10 protein-coding genes are annotated in these 14,351 nt (G+C 74.9%); 4 read left to right on the forward strand and 6 right to left on the reverse strand.

The annotated features are described in order from the left end of the window. Positions 1–29 precede the first annotated feature (29 nt). Both HCK00_RS18975 and HCK00_RS18980 read left to right on the forward strand, forming a co-directional pair. Entirely contained in the window at positions 30–860 is an 831-nt protein-coding gene (locus tag HCK00_RS18975) for a sugar phosphate isomerase/epimerase family protein (protein WP_168103192.1), read from the forward strand. A gap of 436 nt (positions 861–1,296) precedes the next feature. Continuing rightward, positions 1,297–1,965 carry an ATP-binding protein gene (locus HCK00_RS18980; protein ID WP_168103193.1) on the forward strand — a complete coding sequence of 223 codons (669 nt, stop codon included), beginning with the start codon at positions 1,297–1,299 and terminating at the stop codon, positions 1,963–1,965. A gap of 21 nt (positions 1,966–1,986) precedes the next feature. On the opposite strand, the gene HCK00_RS18985 is transcribed toward HCK00_RS18980, so the two are convergent. Together HCK00_RS18985 and HCK00_RS18990 are read right to left on the reverse strand one after the other, a co-directional pair. Continuing rightward, positions 1,987–2,136 (reverse strand): hypothetical protein, encoded by a 150-nt coding sequence (locus HCK00_RS18985; RefSeq protein WP_168103194.1) that lies wholly within the window; start codon positions 2,134–2,136, stop codon positions 1,987–1,989. A gap of 677 nt (positions 2,137–2,813) precedes the next feature. Next, positions 2,814–3,734, reverse strand: coding sequence for a ribokinase (locus HCK00_RS18990; RefSeq protein ID WP_168103195.1), 921 nt, complete (start codon positions 3,732–3,734; stop codon positions 2,814–2,816). Positions 3,735–4,087: 353 nt separating this feature from the next. Between HCK00_RS18990 and recD2 the strand changes: the two genes are divergently transcribed. Next, complete coding sequence (gene recD2 / locus HCK00_RS18995) at positions 4,088–6,304, forward strand: SF1B family DNA helicase RecD2 (protein WP_168103196.1); 2,217 nt, start codon at positions 4,088–4,090, stop codon at positions 6,302–6,304. A 328-nt stretch (positions 6,305–6,632) separates the two neighbouring features. Continuing rightward, positions 6,633–7,922: a citrate synthase gene (locus HCK00_RS19000; RefSeq protein ID WP_168103197.1), complete on the forward strand. Its 1,290-nt coding sequence runs from the start codon at positions 6,633–6,635 to the stop codon at positions 7,920–7,922. Positions 7,923–8,570: 648 nt separating this feature from the next. Here the strand turns inward: HCK00_RS19000 and HCK00_RS19005 are convergent. The 4 genes from HCK00_RS19005 to HCK00_RS19020 all read right to left on the reverse strand — a co-directional run bounded on the left by HCK00_RS19005 (position 8,571) and on the right by HCK00_RS19020 (position 14,182). Further along, on the reverse strand, positions 8,571–11,069 hold the full coding sequence (locus HCK00_RS19005) for a heavy metal translocating P-type ATPase (RefSeq protein WP_168103198.1): 2,499 nt from the start codon (positions 11,067–11,069) through the stop codon (positions 8,571–8,573). 83 nt (positions 11,070–11,152) lie between these two features. After that, positions 11,153–11,368, reverse strand: coding sequence for a heavy-metal-associated domain-containing protein (locus tag HCK00_RS19010; protein WP_168103199.1), 216 nt, complete (start codon positions 11,366–11,368; stop codon positions 11,153–11,155). Between the two features lie 559 nt (positions 11,369–11,927). Further along, positions 11,928–13,025 carry a Gfo/Idh/MocA family protein gene (locus tag HCK00_RS19015; protein WP_168103200.1) on the reverse strand — a complete coding sequence of 366 codons (1,098 nt, stop codon included), beginning with the start codon at positions 13,023–13,025 and terminating at the stop codon, positions 11,928–11,930. Positions 13,026–13,213: 188 nt separating this feature from the next. Continuing rightward, positions 13,214–14,182 (reverse strand): sugar phosphate isomerase/epimerase family protein, encoded by a 969-nt coding sequence (locus HCK00_RS19020; protein ID WP_168103201.1) that lies wholly within the window; start codon positions 14,180–14,182, stop codon positions 13,214–13,216. Between the last annotated feature and the right edge of the window lie 169 nt (positions 14,183–14,351).

Genomic DNA, 14,351 nt, shown 5'->3' on the forward strand with positions numbered 1-14,351 from the left:
GCTGTCTCGTGGACGGGGAAGGGGATGTCATGGCCGGACTCGACCGCTTCAGCCTCAACCAGGAGACGATCCGGCAGTGGTCCCTCCCGGAGCTGGCGGACGGATGCGTGGCGGCGGGCGTGCGCCACGTCGGCCTGTGGCGCGCGCCGGTGCAGGAGTACGGGGTGGAGCGCGCGGCGAAACTGATGCGCTCCGCGGGGCTGTCCGTCAGCAGCCTCTGCCGGGGCGGCTTCCTCACCGCCGCCGCCCCGGCGGAGCGGGCCGCCGCCCTCGACGACAACCGGGCCGCGCTGGACGAGGCCGCCGCGCTGGGCACCGGCACCCTCGTCCTGGTCTGCGGCGGGCTGCCGGAGGGCGACCGTGACCCGGCCGGCGCGCGCGAACGGATCGCCGACGCCGTGGCCGAACTCCTCCCGCACGCCGAGGAGCGCGGGGTACGGATGGCCGTCGAGCCGCTGCACCCGATGTTCGCCTCGGACCGCTGCGTCGTCTCCACCCTCGGGCAGGCGCTCGGCATCGCCGAGCGGTTCCCCGCCGAACGGGTCGGCGTGGTCGTGGACACGTACCACCTGTGGTGGGACGACACCGTGCCCGCGCTGATCGACCGCGCGGGCGCCGCCGGGCGGATCGCCGCCTTCCAGCTCGCCGACTGGATCACCCCGCTCCCCGAGGGCGTGCTGCTCGGCCGCGGACAGCTCGGCGACGGCTGCGTCGACCTGCGTGGCTTCCGGGAGCGGGTGGACGCCGCGGGTTACCGGGGCCCGGTGGAGGTGGAGATCTTCAACCCCGCGCTGTGGTCCCGGGACGGCGCCGAGGTGCTGGCGGAGACCCGGGAGCGCTACCGGCGGCTGGTGCTCTGAGGCCCCGGCGGGCGCGCCCGTGGCCCGGGGCCGGTTCCGCGGCCCCGCCCGGGGCCCGGAACACCGCCGCGCCGGTGCCCGCGCCACCCGGGCCCCGCCTGACCACCGCCCGCGCCGGGCACCACCCTCCACGAGGGCGGTGCCCGGCGCGGCGTCCGTCCGACGCGGGCACCGCCACCCTCCACCGGGAAGCCGGGAAGCCGGGAAGCCGGGGCCCGCGAGCGGGCCCACGTGACCGGGCGTCGGCGGTGGCCGGTCACGTGGTGGCGGCCGTTGACGGGACGGGCCTTCCGGAGAACCCGCCACCCTGTGACGTTTCGTCAACCAGAAGGACGGCGGACCCCATCAACGGGAGGGATCTTCCGGCGCGTGAATGGGTACAGCAGGTAGCGAAACGATCGCACAGCGCGACGGAGTTCCGAAAGGTGCCACCTCGATGACGGAGACAAGCGACCGGACGGGCGGGCCGGAGAGCCGTTTCCCACGTCACCCCCGCAGCGTCGGCCGGGCCCGCGCGGCCCTGCGGGCCCAGCTCTCGGCCTGGGGGGTGGCGGGTGACGCGGCGGACAACGCCGAACTGCTGATCTCCGAGCTGATGACGAACGCCGTCCGGCACGCCCAGGCGCCGCCGGGCCGGGAGATCGCGGCCCGCTTCGCGCTGACGGAGGGGCGGCTGCTGCTGGAGGTGTCGGACGCGGGGGAGCGGCTGCCGGTGCCGACGCAGGCGCCGCCGGACGCGGAGAACGGGCGCGGGCTGGCCCTCGTCGCGGCGCTCGCCCACGACTGGGGCGTGCGGCCGCGGGACGGCGTGGGCAAGTGCGTCTGGGCGCTGCTCGACCTGGCACCCGGCCTCGTCCCGGTGCCGCCCGCCGGTCCCGCGCCGGACGCGGGCGGCTGTCCGGGGCCGGTGCCCCCGGGCGGGGCGGGGATCGCGGGGCCGGGCGCGGGCGCGACCGGCCCCGTGGCGTGTGAGCCGGTGCCGTCCGGCGTCACCGTGGTGGCACGCTCCGCGCCTCCGCCCCCGCCTGTGTCATCCCCTTCGCGTTCCGCGGCCCCGTGTGCCGTACCGGCCGCGGAGGGCGGCGTGGGCGAGCGGAGCGGCTGACCGGCCCGGCCGCGGGGCGCGTCAGCGCTTCTTCCCCCGGCGCTTGGCGAGGGCGGCGGCCGCGATCGGAAGGCCGGCGTTGAGCACGCGGGTGACCTTGGCGACGGGCAGGCCGGTCCGCCGTGACACGGTCCGGGCGAGCGGGTCGACGATCTTGTTGAGGAACATCATGCCTTCACCGTACGTCCGTTCCGGGGGGAATGGCCGGGACCGGTTCGCGGCGGGTTCCGGGGGCGGGGCGCCGGCGGAAGCGGTCCGGCCCCGCCGGGAGGGCGGTCCGGGCGGGGTTCCGGAAGCGGTCCGAAGCTGCCTGAGGCCGTCCGGAGCTGCGCGATGCCACCCCGAAGTCACTCGAAGTCACTCGAAATCACTCGAAGTCACCCGGAGCGGTCCACCGCCGGTGCCCGAAGCGGCTGGTCCCGGGGCCGGTGACGGCGGGCGCGGACGTCCGGTGAAGAAAACCCGGAATATCTATGAGCATCCGTGCAACCGTTTCCGGGGCAGGCGAGTCGTACTGGGTGTCGGACTTCCCGGGGAAAATCTGGGGGGATTTCAGGGGGGCCGATCGTTTGGGGGGATCCGAGGGCGCCCGGCCGGTCAGGCAGGGCGCCCTCGGTGGTTTCCGCCCGGATCGCGGCGACCGGGCCCGTGGTGCCGTCGTCGGGCACGGTCAGGAGGCCCTCCGCCCGGCCTGGGGCCCGTGGCTTCCTTCGGTGCCCGCCGGGGCCCTCGTCCGCACGCACCTCGGGCCCCCGGGGCTCCGGCGGTCCACCGGCTGCCGCCCGCCACCCCGAGGTCGGCCGGTCCGGCCCCGTGGCCCACCGCCGTCCACGGCCGCCCACTTCCGTCTACGGCCCTTCACCGAGCCCTTCGGCGTCCCCCGCGCGCGGAAAGGAACTCTGCGCCCCCGCCCCGGCGCAGGCAGCCGCGCCCACGCGTACCGCGTACCGCACCGCCGCCTCCAGCCCGTCCCCGGTGCTCAGCCGCCAGGCCAGGGCGCCGGTGAAGGCGTCGCCGGCGCCGGTGGTGTCCACCACCGTCACCCGGGGGGCGGGCACCGTGAACGTCCCGTGCCGGCCGGCGGCCAGCGCGCCGGCGGCCCCGAGGGTGACCACGACCGACCGCGGCCCCCGGGAGAGCAGCGCCGAGGCCCAGGTCCCGGGGTCGGTGGAGTCCCCGGCCGGGTGGCCGCCGAGCAGGGCCAGCGCCTCGTGCTCGTTGACCACGAGCGGGTCGCAGGCGGCGAGGACCTCGGGCGCGAGGGCGGCGGGCGGTGAGGCGTTGAGCACCAGCCGGGCGCCCGGCGCCAGCGACCGGGTGACCTCCGCGACCGTCTCCGCCGGGATCTCCAGCTGCACCGAGACGACCCGCGCGGCGGCCAGCAGGCTCCCGGCGGCCCTGATGTCCTGCGGGGCGAGGCGGGCGTTGGCGCCGGGGGAGACGACGATGCTGTTGTCACCGGCCCCGTCCACGGTGATGACGGCCACCCCGGTGGGCCCGTCGCCGACGAGGACCCCGACGGTGTCCACCCCGGCCGCGCGCTGCGACTCCAGCAGCAGCTCCCCGTGGGCGTCGGCGCCGACCCGGGCCAGCAGCGCGACGCGCGCCCCGAGGCGGGCCGCCGCGACGGCCTGGTTCGCGCCCTTGCCGCCGGGATGGACGGACAGGCCGGAGCCGAGCACGGTCTCACCGGCCCCGGGGCGCCGATCGACCCCGATGACGAGGTCGGCGTTGGCCGAGCCCACGACCAGCAGGTCGTAGCCGTGCATGTGCGGTCTCCCTTCGTCCGGGACATCCCGGGGTCTCCCGGACGCTCCCGAGCGGAACGCGCGTCCGCCCGGGCGGTGGACGGCGCTGTCCCGGTGCTGTCGCCGGGCCCAGCTTGACCCATCGCGGGGCCCGTTGGGGGCGGGTCACCGCCGATCGGCCGTTCCGGGACGCCCCCGGAACCCCAGGGGGACCACACGGGGACGACTCCACGCGGCTTCGTGGGCGGTCCGGGTACGGATCCGGCCGCGTCCGCCGCCGGGCCGAACCCGCCGCCACGCGCCCCGCCTGCCCCCGCCCTCCTGCCCCGGCCCGGCGCGGGAGGGCTGTCCGCGCCTGCGGGTACCGTCCCCCCATGGCACAACTGGCGGTTGTCGAGGGAGTCCTGGAGCGGATCACCTACGCGAACGAGGACAACGGCTACACGGTGGCCCGGGTCGACACCGGCCGCGGCGCGGGCGATCTGCTGACGGTCGTGGGCTCGCTGCTCGGCGCCCAGCCGGGCGAGTCGCTGCGGATGGAGGGCCGCTGGGGCTCCCACCCGCAGTACGGCCGGCAGTTCACGGTCGAGAACTACACCACCGTGCTCCCCGCCACCGTCCAGGGCATCCGCCGCTATCTGGGCTCCGGGCTGATCAAGGGCATCGGCCCGCGGATCGCGGAGCGGATCGTCGACCACTTCGGCACGGACACCCTCGATGTCATCGAGGGGAGCCCGGAGCGGCTGATCGAGGTCCCCGGGCTGGGGCCGAAGCGGACCAGGCTGATCGGCGCCGCCTGGGAGGAGCAGAAGGCGATCAAGGAGGTGATGATCTTCCTCCAGGGGGTCGGGGTCTCCACCTCCATCGCCGTGCGCATCTACAAGAAGTACGGTGACGCCTCCATCTCCGTCGTCCGGAACGAGCCCTACCGGCTGGCGGCGGACGTCTGGGGCATCGGCTTCCTCACCGCCGACCGCATCGCGCAGTCCGTCGGGATACCGCACGACAGCCCCGAGCGCGTCAAGGCCGGGCTGCGGTACGCGCTGTCGCAATCCTCCGACCAGGGGCACTGCTACCTCCCCGAGGAGCGGCTGATCTCCGACGCGGTGAAGCTGCTCCAGGTGGACACCGGCCTGGTCATCGACTGCCTGGGGGAGCTGGCGGCGGACGAGGAGGCCGGGGGCGTCGTCCGGCAGTCCGTGCCCGGCGAGGAGGACGGCAGCCCGGTCTCCGCGGTCTACCTGCTGCCGTTCCACCGGGCCGAGATCTCCCTCGCCGGGCAGGTGCTGCGGCTGCTCCGCACGGAGGAGGACCGGATGCCCGCCTTCGCCTCGGTGGACTGGGCCAAGGCGCTCGGCTGGCTGGGCCGGCGCACGGGCGCGGAGCTGGCGCCGGAGCAGGAGCAGGCGGTGCGGCTGGCGCTCACGGAGAAGGTCGCCGTGCTCACCGGCGGTCCCGGCTGCGGCAAGTCCTTCACCGTCCGGTCCGTGGTGGAGCTGGCCCGGGCCAAGCGGGCCAAGGTGGTGCTCGCGGCGCCGACCGGCCGGGCCGCCAAGCGGCTGGCGGAGCTGACGGGCGCCGAGGCGTCCACGGTCCACCGGCTGCTGGAGCTCAGGCCCGGCGGGGACGCGGCATACGACCGGGAGCGCCCCCTGGACGCCGATCTGGTGGTGGTCGACGAGGCGTCGATGCTCGATCTGCTGCTCGCGAACAAGCTGGTCAAGGCCGTGCCACCGGGCGCGCACCTGCTGCTGGTGGGGGATGTGGACCAGCTCCCCTCGGTCGGGGCGGGGGAGGTGCTGCGCGATCTGCTCGCCCCCGGCTCCCCGGTGCCGGCCGTCCGGCTCACCCGGATCTTCCGCCAGGCCCAGCAGTCGGGGGTGGTCACCAACGCCCACCGCATCAACTCCGGCGTCCCCCCGATCACCCACGGCCTGCCCGATTTCTTCCTCTTCCCGGAGGAGGACACCGAGGAGGCCGGGCGGCTCACCGTGGACGTGGTGGCGCGCCGCATCCCCGCCCGGTTCGGGCTGGACCCCCGGCGGGACGTGCAGGTACTGGCCCCCATGCACCGCGGCCCGGCCGGGGCCGGCGCGCTCAACGGACTGCTCCAGCAGGCGGTCACCCCGGCCCGCCCCGACCTGCCGGAGCGGCGCTTCGGCGGCCGGGTCTTCCGCGTCGGCGACAAGGTCACCCAGATCCGCAACAACTACGAGAAGGGCGCCAACGGCGTCTTCAACGGCACGGTCGGCGTGGTCACCGCGCTCAGCCCGGACGACCAGCGGCTCACCGTCCGCACCGACGAGGACGAGGAGGTCCCCTACGACTTCGACGAGCTGGACGAGCTGGCGCACGCCTACGCGGTGACGATCCACCGTTCCCAGGGCAGCGAGTACCCGGCCGTGGTGGTGCCCGTCACCACCGGCGCCTGGATGATGCTCCAGCGGAATCTGCTCTACACGGCGGTCACCCGGGCCCGGAAGCTGGTGGTGCTGGTCGGCTCCCGCCGGGCGCTCGGGCAGGCGGTCCGCACCGTCTCGGCGGGGCGGCGGTGCACCGCGCTGGACCACCGGCTGCGCGGTGCGATCTGAGCCGGCGGCGCCCGCCCCGCCCCGCCGGCCCGCCGTCTCTCCCGGCCCCGCCGCAGCCCCGTCCCGGCCCGGGCACTGCCCTGTCACCGCCCGGTCACTGCTCCGGCGGCGCCGTTTCCTGCCGGTTTCCGGCGTTTTCCGTCCGCCGGTGACCGGCGTCGCCTTTCACGATCGCGCGACGTGCAGCAGGATGGACGGACAAGCGGCACGCCGTGCCATCCATAGACCTCTCGGCCGACCCCGAGTGCACTGCTGCACGCCATATGGGGGAAGGTAGAGGCAGTCAGGGCACCTCGAAGAAGAGGCACAACCGTCGGTGAGGGACCACGTGAGCGACAACTCAGTAGTACTGCGGTACGGGGACGGCGAGTACACCTTCCCCATCGTCGACAGCACGGTCGGCGACAAGGGCTTCGACGTCTCGAAGCTGCGTAACCAGACCGGTCTGGTGACCCTGGACAGCGGTTACGGCAACACCGCGGCGTACAAATCGGCGATCACCTATCTCGACGGTGAGGAGGGCATCCTCCGCTACCGCGGCTACCCCATCGAGCAGCTCGCCGAGGGCAGCAGCTTCCTCGAGACCGCCTACCTGCTGATCAACGGCGAGCTCCCCACCGGCGACGAGCTCTCCGCCTTCCAGAACGAGATCACCCAGCACACCCTGCTGCACGAGGACGTCAAGCGCTTCTACGACGGCTTCCCGCGTGACGCGCACCCGATGGCGATGCTGTCCTCGGTGGTCAGCGCGCTGTCCACGTTCTACCAGGACAGCCACAACCCGTTCCACGAGAACCAGCGCCACCTCTCGACGATCCGGCTGCTCGCCAAGGTGCCGACGATCGCCGCGTACGCGTACAAGAAGTCCATCGGCCACCCGGTGGTCTACCCGCGCAACGACCTCGGGTACGTCGAGAACTTCCTGCGGATGACCTTCTCGGTGCCCGCCGCCGAGTACGAGCTGAACCCGGTCGTCGTCGACGCGCTGGACAAGCTGCTGATCCTCCACGCCGACCACGAGCAGAACTGCTCCACCTCCACGGTGCGCCTGGTCGGCTCCTCGCAGGCGAACATGTTCGCCTCCATCTCGGCCGGGATCAGCGCCCTGTGGGGCCCGCTGCACGGCGGCGCCAACCAGTCGGTGCTGGAGATGCTGGAGGGCATCCGCAACTCCGGCGGCGACGTCGACACCTTCATCCGCAAGGTGAAGAACAAGGAAGACGGCGTGAAGCTCATGGGCTTCGGGCACCGCGTCTACAAGAACTTCGACCCCCGGGCGAAGATCATCAAGGCGCACGCGCACGAGGTGCTGGCGGCCCTGGGCAAGTCCGACGAGCTGCTCGACATCGCGCTCAAGCTGGAGGAGCACGCGCTGGCCGACGACTACTTCGTCGAGCGCAAGCTCTACCCCAACGTGGACTTCTACACCGGTCTGATCTACCGGGCGATGGGCTTCCCCACCGAGATGTTCACCGTGCTCTTCGCCCTCGGCCGGCTCCCCGGCTGGATCGCCCAGTGGCACGAGATGATCAAGGAGCCCGGTTCCCGTATCGGCCGCCCGCGCCAGATCTACACGGGCGTGGTCCAGCGCGACTTCGTGGAGCTGGAGAAGCGCTGACGCTCCGCACCACCGCCGGGGCCTGACCGCCCCGGCGCGCGCCGCCCACTCCGAGAGGCCGCCCCCACCGCCCGGTGACACCACCGGCCGCACGGGCGGCCTTTCGCACGCCCCGGCCGCCCGGCTTCTGTGCCGCGGGGCCGCGACGGTTCGTGAGTAGCCGGGTGGCCGATTCGTTGAAGTGGCCGCGCGGAGGGGCCGGGGCGGAAAAGGTGGAGAGCGCTTCCCGCGGTCGATCCCCCCACGGGTCGACCGGTGAAGCGCTCTCCAATCCCGGATCGGATTCCCCCCACGGGATCCGGCCGGGGGCCTTTCGTCCGCCGCGGAGGTCCGCGGGCGGGAAACGGTGAAGCCCACTGCTGTTCGGTTGTCCGGGCGTGCCGGGTGCTGTCTGCCGGGACGGCGCGTACGGGAGGGCCGCTCAAAGCTCCCCGGGCACGCGCCCCGGCCGCGCCGGCCGGGATCCGTCCCCCAAGACGGTCCGTCCGGCGGATGCCGCACCCCGCCGGAGGTGTTGCATCGCAGGGTTAGACACACGACCACCCCGGATGGTTACCCCCCGATGAGTGTGACCTGCGTCTCATGCCATACGGGGGCAGGCCGGGGCAAGGGGCCCGAAGGGGAGGTCCGGCCGCCGGGGTGAGGGTGTCATGGGGTGTCCGGTGACGGTGTGAAGGACCGCAGCCGGAGGCTGTTGGTGACCACGAAGACGGACGAGAACGCCATCGCGGCCCCGGCGAGCATCGGGCTGAGCAGTCCGGCCGCGGCGAGCGGCAGCGCCGCCACGTTGTAGCCGAACGCCCAGAACAGATTGCCCTTGATGATGCGGAGGGTCCGGCGGGAGAGCCGGATCGCGTCCGCCGCCACCCGCGGGTCACCGCGGACCAGGGTCAGGTCGGCGGCCTCGATGGCCGCGTCCGTGCCGGTCCCCATCGCCAGGCCCAGGTCCGCCGCGGCCAGCGCCGCCGCGTCGTTGACCCCGTCGCCGACCATGGCGACCGTCCGGCCCTCCGCGTGGAGCCGGCGGACGACCGCCACCTTCTCCTCGGGGAGCACCCCGGCGATCACCTCGTCGATCCCCACGGCGCGGGCCACCGACCCGGCCACGGCCTGGTGGTCACCGGTGAGCAGGACGGGGGTGAGGCCCAGCTCCCGCAGCGCCGCCACGGCCGCCGCGCTCGTTTCCTTCACGGTGTCCGCCACCGTCAGCAGGCCCAGCGGCCGGCCGTCCACGACGACCGTCATCGCCGTGCGGCCGGCGGCCTCGGCGGCCTCCTTGGCGGTGGCGAGACGCGCGGGGAGGTCACCGGGGCCCACCGCGTCCCGGGCTCCGTCCCGGCCGGCGGCGCCCCGCCGGCTGTCCGGACCCTCCGGACCCCCCGGACGGTCCGGACCCCCCGGACGGTCCGGGCCGTCCGGGCCGGTCCGGCCGGCCGCCTGCCGTTCGCCGCCGGAGGGTGTCTCCCGGCCGACGAAGACCTCGCGGCCGTCCACCCGGCCCCGCACGCCCCGGCCCGGGACGTTCTCGAAGCGCTCCACGGCGGGCGGCGTGCCCGTGCGCTCCGCGGCCCCCGCGGCCACCGCGCGGGCGATCGGGTGTTCGGAGGCGTTCTCCACGGCCCCGGCCAGCCGGAGCAGCTCGTCCTCCGTCACCCCGTCCGCCGGGACCACCTCGTGCAGGGTCATCCGCCCCGTGGTGACGGTGCCGGTCTTGTCCAGGACGACGGTGTCCACCCGGCGGGTCGACTCCAGCACCTCCGGGCCCTTGATCAGGATGCCGAGCTGGGCGCCGCGGCCCGTGCCGACCAGCAGCGCGGTGGGGGTCGCCAGGCCGAGGGCGCACGGGCAGGCGATGATCAGCACCGCCACGGCGGCGGTGAAGGCGGCGGTGGCGCCCGCGCCGGAGACCAGCCAGCCGGCCAGCGTCGCCAGGGCGAGCACGATCACCACGGGAACGAAGATCCCGGAGATCCGGTCGGCGAGCCGCTGCACCGCGGCCTTGCCGCTCTGGGCCTCCTCGACGAGCGTGGCCATCCGCGCGAGCTGGGTGTCGGCGCCGACCCGGGTGGCCTCCACCACCAGCCGGCCGCTGACGTTGACCGTCGCGCCGGTCACGGTGTCCCCGGCCGCCACGTCCACCGGGACGGACTCGCCGGTCAGCATCGCGGCGTCGACCGCCGAACCGCCCTCCACCACCCGCCCGTCGGTGGCGATCTTCTCGCCGGGGCGGACGACGAAGCGGTCGCCCACCGCCAGCCGGTCCACCGGGACGCGCTCCTCCCGGCCGTCCGGCCCGAGGACGGTCACGTCCCGGGCGCCGAGCTCCAGCAGCGCCCGCAGCGCCGCGCCCGCGCGCCGCTTCGCACGCGCCTCCAGCCAGCGGCCGAGCAGGATGAACGTGGTGACCCCGGCCGCGACCTCCAGGTAGATCGCGGAGGAGGCGGCCTCGCGGGAGAGGGTGAGGCTGAACCCGTGGCGCATGCCGGGCATCCCGGCGTGGCCGAGGAAGAGCGCCCACAGCGACCAGCCGAAGGCGGCCAGGGTGCCCATGGAGATCAGCGTGTCCATGGTGGCGGCGCCGTGCCGGAGGTTGGTCCAGGTGGCGCGGTGGAAGGGGAGGCCGCCCCAGACGACGACGGGCGCGGCCAGGGTCAGCGAGAGCCACTGCCAGTTGTCGAACTGGAGGACGGGCACCATCGCGAGCAGCACCACGGGGACGGAGAGGGCGAGCGAGACGAGGAACCGCTGCCGCAGGGCGGCCAGTTCCGCGCCCTGGCCGGTGGAGCGGCCGGTATCGCGTTCCGCACCGGGGCCGGTGCCTGGGCCGTCCCCGCCGGCCGGGGGCGCGTCCCCGCCGGGGACGGCGGGGGTGGCGGGGGGCTGCGGGCGTGGCGCGGGCGGGAGTTCGGCGGTGTAGCCGGTCCGTTCCACGGTCGCCACGAGGTCGTCGACGCGGACGCCGTCCGCCGCCTCGATCCGCGCCTTGCCGGTGGCGAAGTTCACCGCGGCCGAGACGCCCTCCATCCGGTTGAGTTTCCTCTCGACGCGGGCCGCGCAGGACGCGCAGGTCATACCGCCGATGGCGAGGTCGACCCGGTGCCGGCCGGAGGAGTCCGGCGGGGTCCCGGGTGTCGTGCCGATGCTCATGGGGCCTCTCCTGGGAGGGCCGCGCCGCGCGGGCCGCCGTGCGGGACGGCCGGTCGGCAACGGCGCGGCGTGCGGGGCGCGGGTCAGGCCCGGCCGGCCAGCTCGTATCCGGCCTCGTCGACGGCGGCGCGGACGTCCTCGTCGGACAGCGGGGCCGCGGAGGTGACGGTCACCAGGCCGCTGTCCGCGGTGGCCCGCACGGAGTCGACGCCGTCCAGCGCGGACAGTTCCTCGGTGACCGCCTTCTCGCAGTGGCCGCAGGTCATTCCGGTCACCCGGTAGGTGGCGGTGGCGCTCATGCTCTCTCCTCGGTCCTCGGTTTCCGGTGCGTGCGGAGCGCACGACGGCGGATCGCCGGGCGGGCGCCCCGGGGAGGGGCGCCGGACGCTCCCACACGGGGACTGTACCCCATACCCCTAGGGGGTAAGAACGTGTGGGTGTGGGCACGGAGGAGTGCCGGAGTGTTGCGGTGCGGGTGTGGGAGGGATGGTGGGGCGCCTTGCACACCGCCGCGCGTGATGTGCGCAGGTGTGGGGCGCGGTGGTGCGCCGGGTCGGCGGGGCGCCCTCGTGCGGGAGAGCCAGGTCCTGCATGGCGGAGTCCGGGCCTGCGCGGCGGAGCCCGGGCCTGTGCGGGGGAGCCCGGGTCCTCGTCGTGGCGCCGGTGCCGGCCGGTGCCGGCGCCGGTGAGCCGGTGAGGGGGGCCGCGCCCGCGCTTCCACCCCCGGCTACTCCGGCGGGAACGGAGGTGCCCCGGGGGCCGGCCCGGCCGAGCCGGGCCGCGAGTGCCGCCCGGCGGGCCGGTTCGGCCGGGGCGGGACGATGCCGGGACGGCCCGGCAGGGATCACGCGCGGGGGATCAGCCGTACAGTTCCGGCCGCCCGATCAGGGGAACCGGCACCCGCTCGCCGGTCGCCTGGGCGCGTACCCCGGCCTCGCAGACCGCGGCGGCGGCGTAACCGTCCCACACGTCCGGGCCCGTCACCTCGTCACGCCGGGCGGCCTCCACCCACTCCCGCACCTCGCGGTCGTAGGCGTCCTCGAACCGGGCGGACCAGTCCTGGACGATCTCCCCGCCCCAGCGGCCCGCGCTGTGGGTGACCATCGCGTGCCCGTCGCCGATCCGCGCGCTGCCGGTGGCGCACACGGCCTCGCACTGCACCTGGTAGCCGAAGCCGCAGTTGACGAAGATCTCCACGTCGACGACGGCACCGCCGTCCGTCTCGAAGAGCACGAGCTGTGGTTCGTCCACCCCGCCGGTGCCGGGGCGGAGCACCGTCACCGCCGTGATCTCCTGGCGCAGCAGCCAGCGGACGGTGTCCACCTCGTGGGCCACCGAGTCGGTGATCATCATGGCCTCGGTGAAGCCCGGCGCCGGGGTGACGTTGCGGTGGCGGCAGTGGAGCAGCCGCGGGCGCCCCAGCTCGCCCTCGTCCAGCAGCCGCTTGAGGCGTCGGAACTCGGCGTCGTAACGGCGCATGAAGCCGACCTGCACCCGCCGCCGGCCGAGCGCGCTCTCGGCGCGCAGCACGCGCAGCGCGGAGGCGGTGTCCGGGGTCAGCGGCTTCTCGCAGAGCACCGGCAGCCCGCGTTCCAGCGCCGCCAGGATCTGCTCCTCGTGGACGGGCCCGGGGGAGGCGATCAGCACCGCGTCGACCCCGGCGGAGGACAGCGCCGCCTCCGGGTCGGAGTGGGCGGCGCAACCGGGGACGGTGTCGGCGAGCCGCTTGGCGCGCTCGGCGTCCACATCGGCCACGGCGGCCACCCGGGCGCCGCGGATGGTCCGGTGCAGCCGCCGGACGTGGTCGGCGCCCATCCGGCCCGCGCCGATGACGGCGACGCCGAGGACGTCCGTGAGGGGGGCGGCGGCCGCGGGGGAGGCCGGGGTGGTGGCCGGGCTGCCCGCGGGGGTGTCCGCGGTGGCTGCCGGGAGGACGAGGGGGGCCTGGTCGGTCATCGTCGTGCCTTTCGCCTCTGATGTCGCCTCTGGTGTCGCCTCTGCTGTCACCGCTGCGGCTGTTCTGTTCTGCTCTGTGGCGTGTGGCGTGTGGCGCGGTCCCGGCCGGGGCGGTGTGACGCCGGTGCGCCGGGCGGCCGGTGGGGACGGGGCCGGTGCGCGGCCGGGGGACGGGACCGGTGGGCGCGTCAGGCGCCGCAGCCGCGCAGATACCGCCGGGTCCGCCGGGCGACGGGGAGGGGCCGGTCCGGGTCGCAGGGGTACATGTCCTGCTCGACGATGGCGAAGAGGTCCACCCCCAGGCCCTGGGCGGAGTGCAGCACGGGCTCCAGCGCCGGCAGGCCGCCGGGAGGTTCGCGCATCACCCCGCGGGCCACGGCCGGCCCGAACGGCAGGCCCTCGGCGACCACGCCGGCCAGGACCTCCGGGTCCACCTGCTTGAGGTGGAGGTAGCCGATCCGCTCGCCGTAGGTTTCGATCAGCCGCACGCTGTCGCCACCGCAGTAGGCGTAGTGGCCGGTGTCCAGGCAGAGTCCCACCAGGGCGGGGTCGGTGGCGTCGAGGAAGCGGGCGACGTTCTCCTCGCCGTCGATGTGGGTGTCGGCGTGCGGATGGACGGCGATCTCCAGCCCGTACCGCTCGCGCACCTCCCGGGCCAGCCGCTCCGTGCCGGTGGTGAGGTGGCGCCACTGCTCCGGCGTGAGGACCGGGTCCTCGATGATCTCGGCCGTCCTGTCGTCGCGCCAGAACGACGGGATGACGACGAGGTGGCGGGCGCCCATGGCCCGGGTGAGCCCGGCCACCCGTGAGACCTGCGCCCAGGTCTCGTCCCAGACCGCCGGGCCGCGGTGGAGCGCGGTGAAGACGGTGCCCGCCGAGACCCGCAGGCCGCGCCGGCCGGTCTCGTCCCGGAGGCGCGCGGGGTCGGTGGGGAGATAGCCGTAGGGGCCGAGTTCGATCCAGTCGTAGCCCGCGTCCGCGACCTCGTCGAGGAAGCGCCGCCAGGGCACCTGCCGTTCGTCGTCGGGGAACCACACGCCCCAGGAATCGGGGGCGGAGCCGATCCGGAGCCGGTCGAGCACGGCGTTTCCGGTGGGGACGGCCTGAACGGTGCGGTCGGGGGAGCCGGGGGCCGGGGCGGAGGGTCCTGCGGTCATCGGTCGGGCTCTCCTCTCGTCGGTCGCCGGCGCCGGAGGGGTGTTCCGGGGACCGGCCGGTACGGGTTCCGGGAGAAGGCGGTGACCGCCGTGTCGGCGGGACGGTGACGGGGGAGGGATTGCCGGTAGCTTCCTGCGCCGCACGGGAGGGTGTCAAGGGAACGTCCGG

Source organism: Streptomyces zingiberis (assembly GCF_012034935.1).
In the GTDB taxonomy this organism is placed as follows: Bacteria; Actinomycetota; Actinomycetes; order Streptomycetales; family Streptomycetaceae; genus Streptomyces; species Streptomyces zingiberis.